The sequence below is a fragment of the Polaromonas sp. P5_D5 genome (assembly GCF_054049435.1).
This window is the reverse complement of record NZ_JBFUMJ010000002.1, coordinates 484,136-503,976: the sequence shown is the minus strand read 5'-3', so window position 1 is coordinate 503,976 and position 19,841 is coordinate 484,136. Positions and strand designations below refer to the sequence as shown.

The following is a 19,841-nucleotide window of genomic DNA, read 5'->3' as shown; positions in this document are numbered from 1 at the left end:
CAGCCGGTGAACACCCCCCAGGCCGTGCCCCCCATAGCGGAGCTGCCGGCTCCGCCCGTGTGGCGCACGGTCGATTTCATTTCCGACCTGCATTTGCAGGCCTCGGAGCCCGCTACCTTCGCGGCCTGGCAGCACTACCTTGAAACCACGCCGGCCGATGCGGTCTTCATCCTGGGCGACCTCTTTGAAGTCTGGGTCGGCGATGACGCCGTGGAAGGCGACCTGCTGGACCCTGCCGCCGGCTTTGACGCGCGCTGCGTGCAGGCCATGGGCAATGCTGCAGGCCGGCTGGCCCTGTTTTTCATGCACGGCAACCGTGACTTCCTGGTGGGCCAGGCCCTGATGGACCTGTGCAACGCCACTCTGCTGGCAGACCCGACCGTGCTGGTTTTTCCCGCCGGCACCGGGCGGCGCTGGCTGCTGTCGCATGGTGACGCCTTGTGCCTGGACGATGTCGACTACATGAACTTTCGCAGCCAGGTCCGCAGCCCCGAATGGCAACGCACCTTCCTCGCCAGGCCGCTGGCCGAACGCCAGGCGATTGCGCGCGGGCTGCGCGAGCAAAGCGAAGCGCGCAAGAAGTCCGGCGCACAATATGCCGACGTCGACACCCGGGCTGCGCGCCAGTGGCTGCAGGCGGCCAATTCCCGCACGCTGATTCACGGCCACACGCACAAGCCTGCCGTGCATGACCTGGGTGGCGGCCTGTCGCGCGTGGTGCTCAGCGACTGGGACCTGGGCGCCCCGGCGCCGCGCGCGGAAGTGCTGCGCCTGTCCGCAGGCGGGCTGCAAAGGATTGCGCTGTGCTGACCCTTGTTTCATTTCGCTTAACCACAACCTTCATCCCATGCTGAACTGGTTACGAACACTTGGCGGCTCCAAAGCCCCTGCCAAAACCATCCCGGAAACCCTGTGGATGGACACCCTGCTGCAGTTCCCTTTTCTGGCCCGGCGGCCGGTCACCGAGCTGCAAGAGCTGAACGCACTGACCGACAAATTCCTGAAGCAAAAGGAATTCACCGGCGCACACGGCCTGAAGGTCACCGATGAAATGGCGGTCGCGATTGCCGCACAAGCCTGCCTGCCGGTGTTGCACCTGGGCCTGCGCTGGTACGACGACTTCAAGGGCATCGTGGTTCACCCCGGCGCCATGCTGGCGCGCCGCCAGGTCACCGACCAGGCCGGCGTGGTGCACCACTACAGCGAAGAGCTGCTGGGCGAAGCCATGCAGGGCGGCCCCGTCACACTGAGCTGGCAGGACGTGGCGGGCGCGGGCGACTCGGCCGAGCACGGCCACAACGTGGTAATTCACGAATTCATCCACAAGATCGACATGCGCGATGGCGCCGCCGACGGCTGCCCGCCCTTGCCCACGCGCAGTGCCCTCACCTCGTGGCATGCGGTCATGCAGCCGGCTTACGACGGGTTCTGCGAAAAAGTCGCCATGGCCACACGCTTCGGCGCCGAGCCGCCATGGCTGGACAGCTATGGCGCCAGGTCACCGGCCGAATTTTTTGCCGTGGCGTGCGAAGCCTATTTTGTGAACCGCACACGGTTCACACAGGACTTCGCGCCCCTGACGGTGCTGTTCGACAAGTTTTTTATGCCGAAATAAGCGCCCGGCGGCTTTCCGGCGCCACGCTGACAATTTCGGAGAGACAAATCGCCCCTTAACCCAATCTGAACGGGCGCAAGCAGCTATCAAATACATAGCAACAGGCCGACCCGGTTTGCCTCTTTTCAGGCCGGCTTAACCCCATTTTCCCCGCCCCTTCGTTTCAATGGGCTCCACCACTTTCTGGAGCTCACGTGAAAACCCCCCTTCTTGCCTCTTCGATCCTGCTGGCCATCCTCACCATGGCCGCCCTGCCCGCGCAGGCCGTCGGCCGGCTGGCCGATGTGACCGTGATTGACCGCAACACCGGCGCCACGCTGCCGCTGTACCACCACCGCGGCGAATACTGGGTGGCCGGCCAATACGGCGCCAAATACGCCATCGCCGTGCGCAACAAGCTCGGTGAACGGGTGCTGGCCGTGACCGCCGTCGACGGCGTGAACGTGCTGAGCGGCGAAACCGCCGCCTGGGACCAGACCGGTTATGTGTTTTCGCCCTGGCAGCAGTACCAGGTCACCGGCTGGCGCAAAAGCAGCAGCGAGGTCGCGGCATTTGAATTTTCTGCGCTTGGGGATTCTTACGCCGGCCGCACCGGCAGGCCCGGCAACGTCGGCGTGATCGGTGTGGCGCTCTTCAGGGAGCAAGCTCCCGAGCCGGTCGCCCAGGCGCCCGCCTATTCCGGCCGCAACGAGCGCGAGGCCGACGCATCACTGGGCCTGCGAAACGCCCCCTCGCCTTCATCAGCTCCACCGGCACCTTTAGCGGAATCATCCAACGCCGGAAAATCCGCGCTGGCCGACCGCGCCAGCGGCAGCGCGGAAGCTTCTGCCCTGTCCGAAGGCCGGGTCAGAAGGCTGCCTTCCGCCCCCCTGCCAGCCCCCAAACTGGGCACGGGCCACGGCGCACGGGAAAACTCACTGGTATCGCACACCACCTTCGCGCGCCTGCAAACACAGCCCAACGAGGTCATCCGCATCCGCTACGACAGCCGCGAGAACCTCATCGCCAGCGGTGTGATCCGCGAACCCGTCGCGCGCAACCCCATCCCTGATCCGTTCCCGCAGTCAGGAAACCCGTCTTATGTGCCTGACCCTCCACGGTATTGAGCCCCCACGTTCGTTCACTTCGTGTAACTCTCTGCCCCCCGAGGGGGCGCTGCGCCTGCGGCCCGGCAAAGCCGGTTCCGCGGCCCCTGCTGGTCTGGAGAGCCCCTGCGCGGTGGTCTGTTGTCGTGAGAAAGATCGCGCGTTGCGCCGTGATAATCTGGTACATGCCCAGCGCCACGCCGACCAACGATGCAGCCGAAGACAGCGACGAATCGCTGATGCTGCGTTATGCGGCCGGGGACATGGCGGCTTTTGATGCGCTGTATGCGCGGCATGAACTGGGCGTGTGGCGCTATGTGTTTCGCAGTGTGCGGGTGCAGGCGGTGGCCGACGACCTGCTGCAGGATGTCTGGTTTGCCGTGGCCCGCAGTGCCGCCACCTATACGGTGACAGCGAAGTTCAAAACGTGGCTGTTCACCATGGCGCACAACCGGATGGTTGATTACTTCCGCACGGCAAAGCAGCACGTCAGCATCGATGGACGCGGCGACGATGAAGAAGGCCTGGGCCTTGGCGATACGCTGGCAGCCGACTCGGGCTTCGGCCCGGTGCGCCGTTTGGAGTCCAGCGAGCAGGCGGCCGCGCTGATTGCCGCGGTCGAACGCTTGCCCCGGGAACAGCGCGAAGCCTTCCTGCTGCAGGCCGAAGCCGGCATGAGCGTGGAAGACATCGCCACCGCGACCGGCGTCAGCTTTGAAACCGCCAAGAGCCGCCTGCGCTATGCCCGGAACAGCCTGCGCCAGCAGCTACAGGAGTTTGCATGACAGAGCCTGATCACAGCCCGCACAGCGACGAGCTGTTGCAGCGCTACCGTGAGGCCAGCGCAGACGACACACGCCGCCCCGGCGCGCATGTGCGCGACGCCGTGCGCGCCCACGCGCAGATGGTGATCGAAGCCGGCAAGCAGGCAGGCGCACCACAAGCCGGGGCCACCATCGATGCAGCGCAACGCCCGGCAGCCAACCAGTCGCGCTGGAAAATCTCCGCGCTGGCGGGCTTTGCGCTGGCTGGCCTGACCGGGTTGCTGGTGCTGCAATTTGACCGCGGCACCGACGAGGAAAAAGAACTGGCGTTTGGCCAGCCCAGCGCCACAACACCTTCATCGTCATCGTCATCGTCATCGTCATCGTCGCCAGCTTCACCGCCGGCAGCTTCGCCATCGAAGGCTCCAGTTCCCGCTCTGGTGGCACCGCAACCACCCGCCACCGAGGCCGACGCCAAAAAACGATCTGCCGACATTGCAAAGCCGGTTTCGAAATCACCGGCTCCTGCGGCGCAGGACAAAGCAGTGGCCTCGCCCCCGGTGACTGAACCTGTTGTCCGGCAAAGAGAAGCTGAAGCCGCGCCAGCACTGGCTGCCGCAGCCCCTCCAGCCGCGCCGCCTCCCGCACCAGCGCCCGTTGCCGCGCCCGCGCCTGCCGCCGCCGTCCAGGAAAATGCGCAGCCCTCGATCGTGCCACGCATGGCCGGCGCCGCGGCCGGATCGCTGTCGGCGCCACCAGCGCAGGCTGATATGGCCGCAGCAGCGCCGGCTGTACGCCCCGCACCTGCGGCGCCTGCCGCAGCAGCGCCCGCCGCGCCTGCAGCACGCGCCGTAGCGCCTCTACAAAAGCAGGAAAGCGCCCTGCAGTTCGCACCACGTGCGGAACCAGGTGCCGGGCCCAACCGTCTGGCAGGTGCACTGCAGGACGCGGCGCGCGCAGGGCGCCTGGCGCTGCTGGAACGCCTGCTCCAGCAAGGTGCACCCGTCAATGCAGCCGATACGGCAGGCCGCACGCCGCTGATCCTGGCCGTCATGCAAGGCCACACCGCCGTGGTTCAGCGCCTGCTGGCAGCCGGGGCCAACCCGGCGCTGGTGGATCAGGAAGGGCTTAACGCCCTGCAGCATGCGCGGCGGCTGGGCTTTGACGGGATTGCCCACCTGATTGAAGCGGCTTCCTGAGCGCAAGAGCCGCATTGCGCTCGCGGTTTATATGAAAATCGGCCTCTAAACCAATAGAGGTAAGCGCAAGCAGCTATATTTTTAATAGCAGCTGCAGGCCGGAAATTTCAACCGGCGTAATACAGCACCGCCACAAAATGGCACACCGTACCGGCCGCGACAAACAGGTGCCACACAAAGTGGCCGTAGCGCAACCGTGAATCGGTGGCAAAGAAGCCGACACCGAGCGTGTAAAAAAGCCCGCCGGCCACCAGCCAGAAAAGCCCCCAGCCTGGAATCAGCTCCAGCATCGGCTTGATGGCGATCACGGCGATCCATCCCATGGCGAGGTAGAGGATGGTGGACAGCCGTGGCCAGCGCACGCCCGCGAAGGCTTTGACGGCCACACCAGCCAGCGCCATGGCCCAGACCAGGCCGAACAGCGTCCAGCCCCAGGGCCCGCGCAGCACGCCCAGCGTGAAGGGCGTGTAGGTGCCGGCAATCAGCAGGTAAATGGCGCCGTGGTCCAACACCTGGAACACCCGCTTGGCACGCATCGCCCGGATGGCAGGCAAGGCGTGGTACAGCATCGAGGTGAAATACAGCACCACCATGGTGGCGGCAAAAACGCAGACTGCCGCCACATCAAGCGCGTCACCGTCGCGCGCGCTGGCGATGACCAGGAAAGGCGCCGACACCAGCGCGGCGAGCAGCGCGAGACCGTGGCTCACGCTGTTGGCGATTTCCTCACCCAGCGTCTGTTGCCGGTCTTCCTGGCCCCCACGCTTTTCACTTCGTGTAATGCGCTGCCCCCCGAGGGGGCTGGACTTGCTTGGGGCGGCCCTGCGCTGCGTCCGCAATACTGCGTCAGCTACGTCAGGGCCTGCCGAATCGGTCATCGCTTGAGCAATGCCTTCAGCACGTTCTGCACACGCCTGGCGTTGCCGGCGTCAAAGTCGGCGGCCAGCACCTGGGCGGTGTCTTCACCCCAGGTCTCGGCCGGTGCGGGCGCATTGCGTTTGGTCAGCAGTTGCAACTGCAGCATGCGGCGCGCGCTGATGTGCTCGGCGGGCGTGGGCAGCTCGGCGGCGATTTCCAGGCGCAGCAGCGCTTCGGAAGCGTCCTTGCCCGAGGGCGTGCTGACGGCCTGCACCCAGCGGTTGCGCACGGCCGGCGCCACGGCTTTGCCGAGGTCCTGCGCGCTCGGCAGTTGAGTGGGGTCGCGCTTTTCCCAGGCGGTGAGCAAGTGCGTCAGCACTTCGCCATGCGCCTGCATCGCGAGTTTCTTGAGCGCCTGGTTGGCGGCCTCAAAGGCTTCGCGCTGGGCGCGGAAGGCGGCATCGCCCAGGCGTGGGCCGCGCTCTTCGAATGCAGGGCGTGCATTGCGGTCGCCACGGTCTCCCCGATCATGACCGCGCGGGCCGCGGTCATCGCGGCCTTCCCGGTAAGGCTCAAACTTGTTGTCGGTGCTTTGGCGCGGGCCGCCGGGCTTGCTGCCCGGGCGCGAATCCTTGCGGTCGCCAAACTTGCCGCCGCGTCCGGCCGCTGCGGGCTCAGGTTTCTTCATGCCCGGGCGGTCGTCCCCGCGCCGTGCCACCACGGGTTTGGGTGCGGGCTTGGGCGCGGGTGCCGGTTCGGCAGGCGCACTCGCCGGCTCGCTGGATTCGGCAAATTCGGTGGCCGCCGCTTCGCTGGCGGCTTCCGTGGCAGCAGGTGCATCTGCTACGTTTTCTGTAGCTGCTTGCGCAGGTTCCACGGGCGCTACAGCCTCATTTTCTTTCAAAACCGGGACAGCGTTCGCATCAGCCAATGCGGCTTCGACCGACGGCGCCGCTGGGGCAGCAGCAGGTACCGCAGCCGGTGCGGGCACAGGCACTTGCCCGCGCACAATCGCTTCCAGTGCCTTGGCAGCCGCGTGGATCTTCTGCACATCACCGCTGGCGGTGGCGGCTTCAACGGCCTTGGATGCGTCCAGCACCATGCGGTCGTATTCGCCCAGCGCCGCAGCGGCTTTTTCGCGTTCGGCAGTCTTGCGCTGGAAGGCATCGTCGATGGGTTTGCGGAAGGCGTCCCACATCTTTTGCTCTTGTTTGCGCTCGACCGGCACGGCCTGCGCTTCATGCTGCCAACGCTGTTGCAGCGACTTGACGGCGTCGATGCGCAACATCGGCTCGGCGCCCAGCACATTGGCTTCTTCAATCATGGCCTTGCGGCGTGCAATGCTGTCGTGGCGCGCAGCGGTCAGCGGAGCGTCTGCGGCGTCCATCGCGGCTTTCCATTGCGGCTGGATTTCGGCAAACGCCTTTTCACCCAGATGACCGGCTTCACGCCATTTTTCGACAAAGCCATTGAGGCTGCGGATGTGGTGCTTCCAGTCGGTGTTGCCCTTGTTGGCTTCGGCCCAAGCCAGCACTTCGTCGATCAGCAGCTTGCGCTCGGCCTTGACGGTTTCGCTTTGTTCTTTGACCTTCTCCAGCCAGGCCTCAACAACCTTGTGCGCTTCGTTGCAGGCATCGTCAAAACGCTTCCACAGCGCGTGGTTGGGCGTGCCGCCCTGGTCGCTGGTCTTCCACTGCTCGCGCATGGCGCGCAGGGCTTCCTGTTGCTTGCGTCCGCCCAGCGGCTTGGCCACCAGGGCCTCGGCTTTCACGACCAACTCTTCGCGGATCTGGTCGGCGCGCCAGCGCTGCCAGCCTTCGAGTTCGCCGGCAGCCGTCAATGCGGCGTGCGCGGCGGCTTCGAGCTTGCTGTCGATGTTGCGGATATGTTCCTTGAGCGCATGGCGCAGGTCGGCCGCTACCTTGGGGGTGGACTTGCCATGGCCTTCGGTGACTTCGTGCTCAAGCCGTGCCAGCGCTTCCTGCACGATGGCCGACGATTTTTCGCGCATGTCTTTGAGCACGGCCGGGTCGATCTTGGCCTTGGGCGCACGTGCAGGCTGCTCACCCGCTGCAGGGGGCAGGCCACGCGCGGCGCGCAGCTCGTCGGCCCACACCGGCACTGCGGGCAGCGGCGCTGCCGTATCTTCAGCAGCCTTCTGGGCCTGCGCGAGCGCGCCTTGAAAGGCTTCCCACACGGCGAGCAGCTGCGCGCGCGATGCGTCGAGCAGCGGCGGGAACTTGGCGTCCACACTGGCCCAGTTGGCGTCATGCGTGATGTCATCGGCCTGCGACTGCCAGTGCGTGACGTCACCGCGCAGGGATTCGAGAGCCGCTTCGGCATCACGCCAGGGCTTGAGCGACAGCACTTCGGTGCGCTGGGCCAGCAGCACGGCGGCTTCGCGCTGCACCTGGGTGCGGTGCTGCAGGTCTTCAATGGTCTTGACACGGTCGGCCAGCTGCACTTTCAAACCGGCCAGCGGCTCTTTGGACAGCGGCGCGCCGGCCTTGGCGGCGTCGCGCTGCCAGGCCAGGGCGTCGGCCAGGTTGAGCTTGGGCACGGCCAGCAGCGCCTGGGCTTTTTCGGCCCACTCGGCGGCCACGGCCTCCTGGCCCTTGCTGCGCTTGAGCTCGTCGAGCTTTTCTTTCAGCGGCTTGGCGGCGCCCTTGTCGCGGTTGGCCAGGTCTTTATAGACCTCGGCCATCTGCTCTGCCGACGGCTCAGTCGCCAGCCAGGTGCGGATGCGCGCTGTGCGTTCACCGGATGTGGGCGCAGAGAAAGCGCCGCCGGTCAGGCCGTCCAGCGGATGGGCTTCAGCCTGCTTGGTGGTGGGCGTTTTCACGGCGGGGGTTTCAGGTTTGGAAGATTTAAACATGGGAACGCAAGGTCAAAAAATAAGTGCCACCAGCCGCAAGGCTCCCCGGGGAATGGAGGACTTTGCGGGCGGCAGCGGGTGTTGGATTGGATGGGGGGCCGGCGCCGCAACCCGTGTTGCGCGCCCAGGCCCAAAGGCCCCATAAAAGCTTTATCAATAAAGCACTGACGCTATTTTCGCTGTTTTAAGAGCCTGTTCATGATCTATTTGGGGCCACGCAGGCATTTTTTCGGGATGGGATGCAAGGCGCGGTGCGCTGCCAATAGCCCCGCTATTGGCGAGCAGCGCAACGCCGCAGACCGCCCGAAAAAATGCCTGCCCTTCGGGTTGGGGTGAAATCGGGCGATTTGGCGCCCCGTTCCCTTGCATGGGCAGTAGCCCATGCGGCGGGATCCGGGCCACCAACTCATCCCGATTGCACCCCAACGTGGCCTCAAATAGATCATGAACAGGCTCTAAGGCATCGCCAAATTCAGCTCCGCGCGCGGTGTCCATTTGGCCTCCGGCGGCACGGCTTTGGCGGCCCCCAGAAAGAGCCTTTCAGGCGGTAAATCGCGCGAAGCCAGGTAGTCTTTCACCGCCACGCCGCGCTGCACGGCGAGCTCGCGCATGGCGTCGTCATTCACTTTAATGTCGGCCAGCAGCAGCTTTTCCATCTCGGGCACGGGCAGGTCTTTGGCCAGGCCGACCAGGTTGCGGGGCTTGGGCATGTCGGCGCGTTTGTAGACTTCCTTGAGCAAGGCCGGATATTCGGCCGGGCTGATGCTGACCGCCGCCGTCGCGGTGCCACCCTCTTTGGCTGTGGCACGGCGCTTTTCGGCGCGCACCAGGGCGTCGAGCCGCTCGCGTTTGAAACCGTCGCGCTCGGCGTCGACACTGCTGGTGCCCACCACGGTGAGCCGCAGCGATGGCCGGTCAACCAGCGCCTTGGCCACCTTGTCGAGGCCGGCTTTAGCCTCCGGGCCCAGCTCGGCGCTGCCGGCGGCAAAGCCCACGGTGCTGAGTTCTTCCCCGCCGCCGCCCAGCGCATTCGCCAGCAGGCTGAAAGGCGCGGTGATGGCTTTCACGATCACGTTGAGGATGACCTTGACGATGATGGGCCCGAGGCTGAACTGCGGGTCATTGAGCGAACCGCTGATGGGCAGGTCGATGTCGATCACGCCGTTGCGGTCGGCCAGCAATGCCACGGCCAGCTTGACCGGCAGGCTGGCCGTGGAGCCCTCCACCTTGTCGCCAAAGCTGAGCTGGTTCAGGATGACCTTGTTGGTGGCGGTAAGCCGCCCGTCGGGTTGCACCACATAGCCCACGTCCACGCTGAGCTTGCCGCGGTTGATGCCGTAACCCGAGTACTTGACCGAGTACGGCGACAGCGGCGGCAGCTCAAGGTCGCGCACCTTGCCCTTGATGTCGAGCGCCAGCGGCTTGGCCAGCGGGTTGAGCTTGCCGAGGATTTCCAGCGAAGCCGTGCCTTCGGCGCGCCCGCGCAGCTCGAGGTCGGCCATGTTGGGCACGGTGGCCGTGGTACCCGGCACGGTGGGCGCCACCGATGAAAAAGCACTGAGCTTGCCGGTCAGGTCGCTCAGGTCGGCCGAGTAGTTGGGCTTGACGAAACGGTCGGAGAACAACACCTTGCCGTTGATCAGGCTGATCGGTCCGAAGTTAACGATGGGCGGTGGTGAGCCGCCAGCCGCCGCGGCGGAGGCCGTCGGGCTGACCGGCGCTGTTGACACGAATTTTGAGCCTTTTTGGCCGCCAGACGTCAATGGCTGTGCGCCAGCAGCTATCGTTTCAGTAGCAGATGAAGCTTGTGGTGAAGATGACGCCGATGATGGCGAAAGGGCCAGGGTGGCCGTTCCGCCTTCCGCACTGGCGGCCACGGCGTCTTTGCCGGGCTTCACCAGGTTCTGCAAATTGATGCGGCCATCGGGCAGGATGATCACGCGTGCAAAGAAGTCGGTGAGCACGGTTTCCCGCACGTCCACCCGGGTGGCTTTGGCCGGGTCCAGCGCCACATTCAGGCCGCGCAGGTTCAGGGCCTTCCACGCCAGCAGGTCTTCGCTGGGCGCCAGCGTGTTGGCCCTGAATTCCTCCAGCGACACATCACCGGCCACCTGCGCCTGCGGGCCGGCCGGTGTCTGCCGGTAAGCCACACGCCCCTTGAAGCTGGCATCTGCGCGCAGCAGTTCGATGTTGAGCACATCGGCAAGGTAGGGCTCGAAGGCCTGCACCGGCAGCCTGTCGACCACCAGCCGGCCCTGCGCCTGCACCGGACTCAAGCCGAGATTGCCGTTGAAGTCGACCTTGCCGGGTTCAAACCGGCCGGTGGCCAGGCGCAGGGAGGCGGTCAGCGGCATGGGTTTGGCGGCTTGCGCTTTGGCGTCCGGCCTGTCGTCCAGCACCAGTCCGCCCAGCTGGGCTTTGGCGGCGGTCACTTCAAACGCCACCGGCTTGTTACCCGACTGGTCGGAAAACGACATGGCGCCGCCGTCCAGCTGCACATCGGCAATGGCCACGGCCCATGAAGGCGCCGCCGCGCGTGTTGCCGCGTCGGTAGGGGGCGGCGCCGGCGTTGCGGTGCCCGGGCTCGCCATCCAGCGCTGGTACATCCAGCGCTTGTCGGTGTCGCGGTCGACTTTGGCTTTGGGCTGGTCCAGCTGCATTTTGGCGGCCTTGAAGGACTGGCCTGTCACGTCGATGTCAACCTGCGCGAGTTCGACACGCCTGACGGACACCAGCGACACCTTGCCCTGCGCCAGCAGGATGTCGCTGACAGCCAGTTGCGGGGCGGTGACCTGCAACTGCTGCGGCTTGTCACCGCTGGGCGCCTGCCAGTTCACGCCGAGCTGGGCGTCCAGTTGCCCGTTCAGCGCCGGCAGCAGGAACTGGCCGACGTATTTGGCGGCCATGCCCAGGGGCCAGGCGGCCACGGTGGCCGTAGCCTGGGCGGCCTGGTCAGTGGCTGTGCCGCTAAAGGTGAGCAGCGCCGGTGTTGCAATCGCTTGCGCAGTGGATGCCGCAGATGAGGCCGATGTTTTGGCCGGTTGTTTGGCGCCGGTTTTTGCCGGCGCGGGTGCCGGCGCTATGGCTGCTGGCTCCAGTCCCAGCGAACCATTGAACCGCAGGGGCGCGTTAGCCGCAAAAGGCATGGCGATGCCGGAGGCATCGAGCGTCAGCCCAGCCAAGCGGATGTCAGCGGGTGAGGCCAGTGATTCGTCCAGCCAGTTCACACGGCCGGCACGCACCGCCACGCGGGCGATCTGCACTTTCCAGGGGGCGGACGAAGGCGTGGTTTTAGTTGAAGGTGCAGACGCCGCAGACGCCGGGGCGCCAGCCGAAGCCGCACCGGCAGGTGCCTGGGCTTGAATATCGGAAGAGTTTTGGCCTGTAGCCCTTTCTGGCTGTGCGCCACCAGCTCCTCTTTTAATAGCATCTGGCGCACCAGGCGGCAGCAGATTCAGCCGCCCTGCCCGGTCCCGGGCGAGGGACAACGTGGGGGCCGTGAGCTCCACCGCAGACAGTTTGACGAACTGCTCCAGCGGGCGCACGTCGTCCATCGTGATCTGCAGGCGCTCAAAGGCCAGCAAGTCGGCGCGGGCCGGTGGCTGGGCTTCGCCGCCTGCAGCGCGCTTGCCGGATGCACCGGGTTTTGCAGCCCGCGCCGGCGCCACAGCCGGCGACTGCCCGACCGTTTGCGCAGCCAGCACACGAACCTTTTCCGCCGTCACGGTTCCGGAAATCCGCACCACCGTGGCGGGTGTCTGCTCAAACGCGACTTTGGCGTCGGCATGCAGCACCGCGCTTTGCAGCCTGACGGGCAGGCTCGCCGGCCAGTACGCCAGGTAAGGGTTCAGGTCAAAACCGCGCAGCGTGAAGGTGGCGTCGGTTTTGTGGGTCTGGGCAAAGGGCGTGCCTTCGGCTGCGGTGTCAAAGCTGCTGCCATTGAGCTTGAAGGCCAGGTGCGGCGAGGTTTTGACCTCTCGCTGGGATTTGAGGTTGCTCAGGAAAGGCACCGACAGGCCCAGCTCCCGCAGTTCATGGGTCTTGCCGACGGACTGGTCGGTGAAGTCCATGCGCCCGCCGCTGACGACGATGTTGTAGACCGCGAACTTCGGCGGGTCGCCGGCAGGGGCATCTGCGGGTGTTTTGAAGCGCTCCAGGATGTCGTCGATGTCGTAACGGCCCTCACCTTGATGGGTAAGAAACGCGATGGGTTCGTCCACCTGAACAGCGTCGGCCACTGGGGCGAGGCGAAGCAGGGACTCCAGCTCTGCATCTATATATAGGCGCTTGACGGAAAACTGGGGCGTTGCCTGGGGAGAAGCTGCCGAAGCGCCACCCACAGGGCCGGCACGGGCGACGGCCAGGTCGCGAAGAGTCAGTTCGAGCGACCAGGGCTTGAAGTCGACCTCGCCCACGGTGACCTGGCGGCCCAGCTTTTCAGAGGCGATCTTCTCCAGTTGCGATTTGAGGATGGGCGGCACGGCCGCATAGGCCACCACCCACAACACCACCAAGCTGCCCACCGCCCAGGCCGCGCGACGCTGCCAGAGCGGCGACCGGCCCACAGCGGCCGCCCGTGCCGGCAGGGTTTTGCCGATTTCCCGCCAATTGGTCTCGCGCCAGTTGAATTCCTGCCATTTTTTCTTCAAATCTTTGATTGCCATAGCCGTCGAGTTTTTAGCGCCGGGGCCGCCAGGTCAATGATTTATTTGAAAAAGACGGTCAATCGAAGGGCATTGAAGCCTGTGAAAAGCGGCGCCTCAAAAGAAAAAACCCCGGGCAGTTAGACCGACCGGGGTTGACGGCGGGCGTTTATGCTCATGCCGTCGGGGTTCCGCAAAGAAGAGAGTTATCGTCTCCAGTGCGATGAAAGCAAGTGATTGCTTCCAGATTTTCCGGGGTTGGTTACCCGGTTGATGCGTGAGTGAACACGCAATTGCAGGTTAAACCCCTGCCGTCCCGCAAGCAAGACCATCTTTTCAATCACAGCGCAGGATGTGATTGCCGCTGCCTTTTTGTGTGCTCCCAGGCAACCCAGGCCGGCCGCAGGCGCCGATCCGGCGACTACATGCAACATGGAAAACGGCCTACAACCGCAGCCGCGAAAGGCTGATCGCGCTTTTTAGAGGCAAAACTTAACTTAGAGCTCCATCTCAAATAAAGCCCGTAAACACCTTGATTCAGGCCGGTTTTGCCGGAAATCAAGGTTTTTATTTGACTTTTTGATATAAAGAATTGATTTGTTATTATTGACAGGTTATTAACCAACCCCATAGAATCCCGCCAGTCCCACGAATCCTAGGGACAACCCGAACCCGCTGCCCTATTCCTCAAAGAAGCCGGCAACGTCAAACAAGGGTCAACACCCACAAGGCTTGCCTTGGTTTGATGGCGACCCAATCAAAGCCTGCCTGGCCCCCAAAGGGCCTGCAAGCGTAGAAAGGAGTGCTATGACAGCGCTAGGACAATTCGGCCTTAACCTGAATGTCAACGCACACATCAAGAATGTGCGAAGCAGTGTTTCAAACATTGTTGATGACATCTCCCAAGGCTTTTTCGAGATTACCCACAACAGCTTCGCCCTTCTGGGCCTGGCGGTCGTGTTTGCGGTGATCACCCTGACAGCCCGGCCCGACTTGCGTCAGGCCGGTGAATTCAAGCTCATGACCTGGCTGCAGCAGCGCCAGGAGGCTGCCATCGGTTTTACCGAGCCGGCCGCCATTGAGCGCGCCACGGCGTCCAACCCGAAAGACCTGCCCGCCCAACAGGCGGCAGTGGCCTATTGGCTGAGCAAGAAGTACGGCGTCGCGCCCGAGCCGCTGAGTGTGCTGGTGGCCGAGGCCTTCGAGATCGGCCAGAAAGCCAAGCTCGACCCCACCCTGATCCTGGCCATCATGGCGATCGAGTCCGGTTTCAACCCGTTTGCGCAAAGCCCGGTCGGCGCCCAGGGCCTGATGCAGGTCATGACCAAGGTGCACCACGACAAGTACGACAACTTCGGCGGCAAGCTGGCGGCGTTTGACCCGGTGACCAACCTGCGCGTAGGCGTCAAGGTGCTGCAGGAATGCATCGCCCGCGCCGGCTCTGTCGAGGGCGGCCTCAAATACTATGTGGGCGCAGCCAACATGGACGACGACGGCGGGTACGCCGGCAAGGTGATGGGCGAACATGCCCGCCTGCTGGCCGTGGTGGCGTCTGCCTCCAAGCGCGGTGCGCCCTCGCCTTTCTTCACCACACCCGGTGGCACGTCGCGCCCGGTACCGGCCTCCCTGCCGGCCACACCCGACGCTGAAGGCAAGACGCCTGACAAGGTGGCGCTGCTGAACCAGTCCTGATTCGGCCGCATTGTGGGGGCCTTTTCACCCCATGCACTGCCAAAAAGCCGGGCCGCTGCCAGCGCCCCGGCTTTTTGCTTTTCGGGCTGCAGGTGAAGAACCCCGGAGGCGGCAGGTTTTGGGCGCGCTCAGTTACACTAGCGAGGTGCGCGACTGGCGATAGGCTCAAGGTTTTCGCAACCATTGGAGCTGACGTGGGACACCACTGGGAAGCGCACCGCTGAAAGCCGTTGGGCCGAAGCGTTCAGCCGTTCGCCTGGGCAGCCCTTGTTTCAATAGCAGGGACCACGTCTTTAAGGACTGCCATGTACCACCGCAACATCCTGGTCGAACAAACCGATCCCGAAATCTTCGCCGCCATCCAGGCTGAAAATGCCCGGCAAGAGCACCACATCGAGCTGATTGCCAGCGAAAACTACGCCTCGCCCGCCGTCATGGCCGCGCAGGGCTCGCAGCTCACCAACAAATACGCCGAAGGCTACCCCGGCCGCCGCTACTACGGCGGCTGCGAGCACGTTGACGTGGCGGAGCAGCTGGCAATCGACCGCATCAAAACCATCTTCGGCGCCGAGGCCGCCAACGTGCAGCCGCATTGCGGTGCTTCAGCCAATGAGGCCGTGTTTCTGGCTTTCCTCAAGCCCGGCGACACCATCATGGGCATGAGCCTGGCCGAAGGCGGCCACCTGACGCACGGCATGGCCCTGAATATGAGCGGCAAGTGGTTCAACGTCGTCTCTTACGGCCTCAACGACAAGGAAGAGATCGACTACGACGCAATGGAGCGCAAGGCTCACGAGACCAAGCCCAAGCTGATCATCGCGGGCGCGTCGGCTTACAGCCTGCGCATCGACTTCGAGCGCTTCGCCAAGGTGGCCAAGGCCGTCGGCGCGATCTTCATGGTCGACATCGCCCACTACGCCGGCCTGGTGGCCGCAGGCGTGTATCCCAACCCGGTGCCGCATGCCGACATCGTGACGTCGACCACACACAAGAGCCTGCGCGGCCCGCGCGGCGGCATCATCCTGATGAAGGCCGAGCACGAAAAAGCCATCAACAGCGCCATCTTCCCCGGCCTGCAGGGCGGCCCGCTGATGCACGTGATCGCAGCCAAGGCGGTGGCCTTCAAGGAAGCCATGGCGCCCGAGTTCAAGGCTTACCAGCAGCAGGTCGTGAAAAACGCGCAGATCGTGGCCGACACCCTGACGCAGCGCGGCCTGCGTATCGTCAGCGGCCGTACTGAAAGCCACGTCATGCTGGTTGACCTGCGCGCCAAGGGCATCACCGGCAAGGAAGCCGAAGCCGTGCTGGGCAGCGCCCACATGACGATCAACAAGAACGCCATCCCGAACGACCCTGAAAAGCCGATGGTCACCAGCGGCGTGCGCATCGGCACCCCGGCCCTGACGACCCGCGGCTTCAAGGACGAAGAAGCCCGCGCCACGGCCAACCTGATCGCCGACGTGCTCGACAACCCGCGCGACGCGGCCAACATTGAAGCGGTGCGAGCCAAGGTCCACGCCCTGACCAGCCGTTTCCCGGTCTACCGCTAATCATGACAGGCAGCGCGGACACTATGATTTTGATAGCTGCCCGCGCATGTCCTGATTGGGCTGGAGGCCGATTTATGCCTTCAAATTCGGGCTACCTCTCATGAAATGCCCTTTTTGCGGCCACCTTGAAACCCAGGTCGTGGAAACGCGGGTGGGCGAAGACGCCGAATTCATACGCCGCCGCCGCCAGTGCGGCGCGTGTGAAAAGCGCTTCACAACCTATGAGCGGCCCGATGTCACCTTCCCGTCCATCGTCAAGAAGGACGGCAGGCGCATCGAGTACAAGCGCAGCAAAGTCCTGGCGTCCCTGAACCTGGCGCTGCGCAAGCGGCCCGTCAGCACCGAGCAGGTCGACTCCGCGGTTGAACGTATCGAGGAAAAGCTCCTGAGCCTGGGGCTGCGGGAAGTGCCGTCCAACCGTATCGGCGAGCTCGTCATGCGTGAACTCCGCAAGCTCGACAAGGTCGCCTATGTCCGCTTTGCGAGCGTCTACCGCAGCTTTGAGGATATTGACGAGTTCAAGACGCTGGTGGACGAGGTCCGGCGGTAGAAATCGCTCGCGGCGCAGAAAAGCGTCCTGTCCGCTACCAGATTAGTGGTAGCCAGAGTCCGACAGCCGGAGCCTCGCGCGACAAACCCGGTTCCTATACTCACGACATGCGAATGACCGTGTGCTCAACATCCTTACGCCGCCCAGCCAAAGCGGCCCCGCGCGCTTGCAACGCAGGCTTCACCATCATCGAAATCATGGTGACAGTTGCTGTTTTAGCCATGATTTTGGCCATAGGGCTGCCTAATTTGAGGCAGTTTGTGGTGCGAAACCAGGCTGGCGCCATCGCAGCCGAATTTACCAATGACATATCGCGTGCGCGGGTTGAGGCGATCAGCAGAAATAACTGCGTCACCATCTGCATGTCAACCAATACGTCAAACGCATTGACCGGCGGCACCCCCACGTGTGCAACCGCAGGGAGCAACTGGCAGACTGGCTGGATAGTTTTTTCCAACCCCAGCTGTAGTGCTACCCAAAACAACCCGACAACAGTCGGTTCAAGCCTGATTTCCGTGCGCCAGACCGGCAACGAAAGCTTTGAGCTGGCCTCTAGCGGATCGGATCGGCGCATGACCTTTGACTCGCGAGGGCTCGCTGCGGGTATTCAATCCAACTTCACGCTTGCCTATATCCTGGAAAACACCAGCAGTCCGCACTACCGGTCTATTTGTATCAGTTCTGCAGGTCGAGTGAGCGTTAAACAATATGCGGGAGTCAGTGCATGTCCATAAGTCGCCAGCGAGGTGCAGGCCTGATCGAGGCCTTGATCGCCATGCTTATCCTTTCCATCGGTGTGCTGGGCATGGTTGGCATGCAGACAGCCTCTCTCAAATTTGAACAAACCGGATGGGTGCGGTCGGCACTGTCGTCCAGCATCAGCGGCTTTGCGGACCGCATCAGGGCAAATGCCAGTGCGGTCGAGACTGATTACAGCTTCTCCCGGACCTATGCCGCCGAACGTGCATCCATTGATGGAACCCCGACCTACCTGAACCCGGCCAAAGATTGCAACACTGCAACCTGTACCCCGACCGAGCTGGCGGCCTATGACCTCGCTGTCTGGCGTCTTGACCTGAACAGCCAGCTGCCGGGCGCGGTGGGCATCGTGACGTCGACCGGAACCAAGGGCACCAACCTGCGCTTTCTGGTGACAGTGGCCTGGTATAGCAAGGACAACCTGGATGGCACGACTCTGCGTTCCCCCGATTCGTGCACAGCCACTACAACAGGCATCGCGTCGCGAAACTGCTGCCCCGCAGCGCTGGGCACCTCTACCGCCCTGGCCGGCGTGCAATGCGCCAATCTAGAGATGATTCCATGAAAACACTTCACACCGGAAGGGCGCAAGCGCGCTACCGCCAGCGCGGTTTGACACTGATCGAACTGCTGGTCAGTCTGGTCATCAGCCTGGTGCTCGCCCTCGCGGCAGCGGCGGCCTACCTGGGGACTCGCGCAACCGCCACTGCTTCCGCCAATATGGCGATGCTGAACGAGACCGGCAAGCTTGCGCTGGACATGGTTGGCCGGGACCTTCAGATGGCGGGCTTCTATCCCGCGATCATGGCCACCACCTCCGCGGCGCCCAACTTGTTGGGCAAGTTCAGCAACACCAAAAACTCAACGGCCCCAGCCTACGAGCAAGGGTTGTTTGGATGTGATGGCGCGGTATTCAACCCGACCACCAGGACTTGCGGTACCACCGTAGCCAACGCACCAGACTCGGTCGTTATCAACTATTTCGCCATGCCCGAGCTGGACGCGAGCACTTTTGGAAATGGGTTTGACTGCCTCAGGCAAGCAGTTTCACTTGACCCGAACAATGCAGGCCAGATCACCGCAGGACTGCCGCGCTACGTGTCCAACCGCTTTGGCCTGGTCGCCACCAGCTATACGGCCCAAGGGGTCGGCAGCACCACCCGAACAGTGAATACCAAAAGCCTGGGATGCAACGGCAATGGGAAAAACCCGGAAGACACTGTTTATCAACCGATTTTTGAAGGCATTGAAGACATGGTGATCCGGTATGGCGTGGCTGCCGGGGTAACCAGCCTGTCTCCTGAGACCTACCATACCGCTGCCGAAGTGACCGCATTGCCCAAGGTCGGAGATTTGACCTCGTGGCAACGCGTCACTGCGGTCAGGGTGTGTTTGCTGACCCGCACGCAGGAAAATTCACGCACCCAGGACAAGGCCGGCTCCTTGCGCAGCTATGCCAATTGCCGGGGTGCCAACGTCACCTATACGGCCTCGGACCGCACTATCTACAAAAAGTACGAGCGCGTGTTTGCCATTCGCAACAACTTGACAGGTATCTACTAATGCGAGCCGGCATACCAATCACCGCCCCACGCCTCGAAAGAGGAGTGTCCCTGCCTGTGGTCTTGATGTTCCTGCTGGTCATCACGATTCTCAGCACCATCGGCATGCGGCGCGCAACCACCGGTGAAACGCTCTCGAGAAATCAACTCGACTATGAAGTCGCCCGCCAGGCAACAGAGGCCGCACTGCGCGACGCAGAACGGGACTTGCGTTCGCTTGTACCCACGGTACTCCCCAATGCCCTGTGCGCGCGCAACGACGACAGGCCCGTAGGCGGAGCAACCAGGGCGCCGAACTTCGACAATACCTGCCCCAGAGGGCAATGCCGGTTCGAACGGACGTATTACGACACGAGCAACTACACCACCGTCACCAACCCTGAACCCTGGTGGCCGACCATCAACGGGAAAAAAGGACTCTGGGAGGGGCCACCTGCTTCGCCCAGTGCCAAACCGAGCGATGCGTTAGGTGTCGGCACCAATTGCACCTTTACCGGCGCAGTACCTCTGGGCACCTTTACCGGGGTCCCGAGATTCGCCGGCGTCGCACGGCAGCCTGAATACCTGATTGAGTACCTCGCCGCAGGCAACGACAAAGTCATGCGCATTACGGCCCGTGGCTTCGGTGCAGATCTCAATACTGAAGTTGTGATGCAGACTTATTTTCGCCCCTACATGAAGTGAGAAAA

The 19,841-nt window shown here is 63.5% G+C and carries 15 protein-coding genes and 1 riboswitch; of the genes, 12 read left to right on the top strand and 3 right to left on the bottom strand.

Features of this window, described 5'->3' with window-relative positions; translation table 11 throughout:
- Window positions 1-6 precede the first annotated feature (6 nt).
- The 5 genes from ACXJKE_RS09080 to ACXJKE_RS09060 all read left to right on the top strand — a co-directional run bounded on the left by ACXJKE_RS09080 (window position 7) and on the right by ACXJKE_RS09060 (window position 4,663).
- Window positions 7-810, top strand: a complete 804-nt coding sequence (locus tag ACXJKE_RS09080; RefSeq protein WP_457280263.1) for a UDP-2,3-diacylglucosamine diphosphatase — start codon at window positions 7-9, stop codon at window positions 808-810.
- A gap of 37 nt (window positions 811-847) precedes the next feature.
- Window positions 848-1,615 carry a M90 family metallopeptidase gene (locus ACXJKE_RS09075; RefSeq protein WP_457280262.1) on the top strand — a complete coding sequence of 256 codons (768 nt, stop codon included), beginning with the start codon at window positions 848-850 and terminating at the stop codon, window positions 1,613-1,615.
- A 194-nt stretch (window positions 1,616-1,809) separates the two neighbouring features.
- Complete coding sequence (locus ACXJKE_RS09070; protein WP_457280261.1) at window positions 1,810-2,721, top strand: hypothetical protein; 912 nt, start codon at window positions 1,810-1,812, stop codon at window positions 2,719-2,721.
- Between the two features lie 164 nt (window positions 2,722-2,885).
- Complete coding sequence (locus ACXJKE_RS09065; RefSeq protein WP_457280260.1) at window positions 2,886-3,485, top strand: sigma-70 family RNA polymerase sigma factor; 600 nt, start codon at window positions 2,886-2,888, stop codon at window positions 3,483-3,485.
- On the top strand, window positions 3,482-4,663 hold the full coding sequence (locus tag ACXJKE_RS09060) for an ankyrin repeat domain-containing protein (protein WP_457280259.1): 1,182 nt from the start codon (window positions 3,482-3,484) through the stop codon (window positions 4,661-4,663). Before ACXJKE_RS09065 ends, ACXJKE_RS09060 begins: the two co-directional genes overlap by 4 nt.
- A 107-nt stretch (window positions 4,664-4,770) precedes the next feature.
- Here the strand turns inward: ACXJKE_RS09060 and trhA are convergent, their stop codons facing one another.
- From trhA to ACXJKE_RS09045, 3 genes are all read right to left on the bottom strand, one after another.
- Complete coding sequence (gene trhA, locus ACXJKE_RS09055) at window positions 4,771-5,541, bottom strand: PAQR family membrane homeostasis protein TrhA (protein WP_457280258.1); 771 nt, start codon at window positions 5,539-5,541, stop codon at window positions 4,771-4,773.
- Window positions 5,538-8,396, bottom strand: a complete 2,859-nt coding sequence (locus ACXJKE_RS09050) for a DUF349 domain-containing protein (protein ID WP_457280257.1) — start codon at window positions 8,394-8,396, stop codon at window positions 5,538-5,540. The genes trhA and ACXJKE_RS09050 overlap by 4 nt, the downstream gene beginning before the upstream one ends.
- A gap of 455 nt (window positions 8,397-8,851) precedes the next feature.
- Entirely contained in the window at window positions 8,852-13,060 is a 4,209-nt protein-coding gene (locus ACXJKE_RS09045) for a DUF748 domain-containing protein (RefSeq protein ID WP_457280256.1), read from the bottom strand.
- 786 nt (window positions 13,061-13,846) lie between these two features.
- Between ACXJKE_RS09045 and ACXJKE_RS09040 the strand changes: the two genes are divergently transcribed.
- From ACXJKE_RS09040 to ACXJKE_RS09010, 7 genes are all read left to right on the top strand, one after another.
- Entirely contained in the window at window positions 13,847-14,731 is an 885-nt protein-coding gene (locus tag ACXJKE_RS09040; RefSeq protein ID WP_457280255.1) for a lytic transglycosylase domain-containing protein, read from the top strand.
- Between the two features lie 139 nt (window positions 14,732-14,870).
- Window positions 14,871-15,000: riboswitch (ZMP/ZTP riboswitch) on the top strand.
- A 36-nt stretch (window positions 15,001-15,036) separates the two neighbouring features.
- Entirely contained in the window at window positions 15,037-16,281 is a 1,245-nt protein-coding gene (glyA, locus tag ACXJKE_RS09035; protein ID WP_457280254.1) for a serine hydroxymethyltransferase, read from the top strand.
- 100 nt (window positions 16,282-16,381) lie between these two features.
- Entirely contained in the window at window positions 16,382-16,831 is a 450-nt protein-coding gene (nrdR, locus tag ACXJKE_RS09030; RefSeq protein ID WP_457280253.1) for a transcriptional regulator NrdR, read from the top strand.
- A 107-nt stretch (window positions 16,832-16,938) separates the two neighbouring features.
- Window positions 16,939-17,565, top strand: coding sequence for a GspH/FimT family pseudopilin (locus ACXJKE_RS09025; protein ID WP_457280252.1), 627 nt, complete (start codon window positions 16,939-16,941; stop codon window positions 17,563-17,565).
- Window positions 17,556-18,155 (top strand): type IV pilus modification protein PilV, encoded by a 600-nt coding sequence (pilV, locus tag ACXJKE_RS09020; RefSeq protein WP_457280251.1) that lies wholly within the window; start codon window positions 17,556-17,558, stop codon window positions 18,153-18,155. Before ACXJKE_RS09025 ends, pilV begins: the two co-directional genes overlap by 10 nt.
- Window positions 18,152-19,153, top strand: a complete 1,002-nt coding sequence (locus ACXJKE_RS09015; protein ID WP_457280250.1) for a PilW family protein — start codon at window positions 18,152-18,154, stop codon at window positions 19,151-19,153. Before pilV ends, ACXJKE_RS09015 begins: the two co-directional genes overlap by 4 nt.
- Before the next feature lie 44 nt (window positions 19,154-19,197).
- The gene (locus tag ACXJKE_RS09010; protein WP_457280249.1) at window positions 19,198-19,836 is read left to right on the top strand and encodes a pilus assembly PilX family protein; all 639 of its coding nucleotides are present in this window, start codon (window positions 19,198-19,200) and stop codon (window positions 19,834-19,836) included.
- Window positions 19,837-19,841 lie beyond the last annotated feature (5 nt).

Coding starts and splice junctions, on each gene's coding strand:
- ACXJKE_RS09025 (WP_457280252.1), top strand. CDS start 16,939: ATGCGAATGACCGTGTGCTCAACATCCTTACGCCGCCCAGCCAAAGCG.
- ACXJKE_RS09045 (WP_457280256.1), bottom strand. CDS start 13,060: ATGGCAATCAAAGATTTGAAGAAAAAATGGCAGGAATTCAACTGGCGC.
- ACXJKE_RS09075 (WP_457280262.1), top strand. CDS start 848: ATGCTGAACTGGTTACGAACACTTGGCGGCTCCAAAGCCCCTGCCAAA.
- ACXJKE_RS09040 (WP_457280255.1), top strand. CDS start 13,847: ATGACAGCGCTAGGACAATTCGGCCTTAACCTGAATGTCAACGCACAC.
- trhA (WP_457280258.1), bottom strand. CDS start 5,541: ATGACCGATTCGGCAGGCCCTGACGTAGCTGACGCAGTATTGCGGACG.
- ACXJKE_RS09050 (WP_457280257.1), bottom strand. CDS start 8,396: ATGTTTAAATCTTCCAAACCTGAAACCCCCGCCGTGAAAACGCCCACC.
- ACXJKE_RS09060 (WP_457280259.1), top strand. CDS start 3,482: ATGACAGAGCCTGATCACAGCCCGCACAGCGACGAGCTGTTGCAGCGC.
- nrdR (WP_457280253.1), top strand. CDS start 16,382: ATGAAATGCCCTTTTTGCGGCCACCTTGAAACCCAGGTCGTGGAAACG.
- glyA (WP_457280254.1), top strand. CDS start 15,037: ATGTACCACCGCAACATCCTGGTCGAACAAACCGATCCCGAAATCTTC.
- ACXJKE_RS09015 (WP_457280250.1), top strand. CDS start 18,152: ATGAAAACACTTCACACCGGAAGGGCGCAAGCGCGCTACCGCCAGCGC.
- pilV (WP_457280251.1), top strand. CDS start 17,556: ATGTCCATAAGTCGCCAGCGAGGTGCAGGCCTGATCGAGGCCTTGATC.
- ACXJKE_RS09065 (WP_457280260.1), top strand. CDS start 2,886: ATGCCCAGCGCCACGCCGACCAACGATGCAGCCGAAGACAGCGACGAA.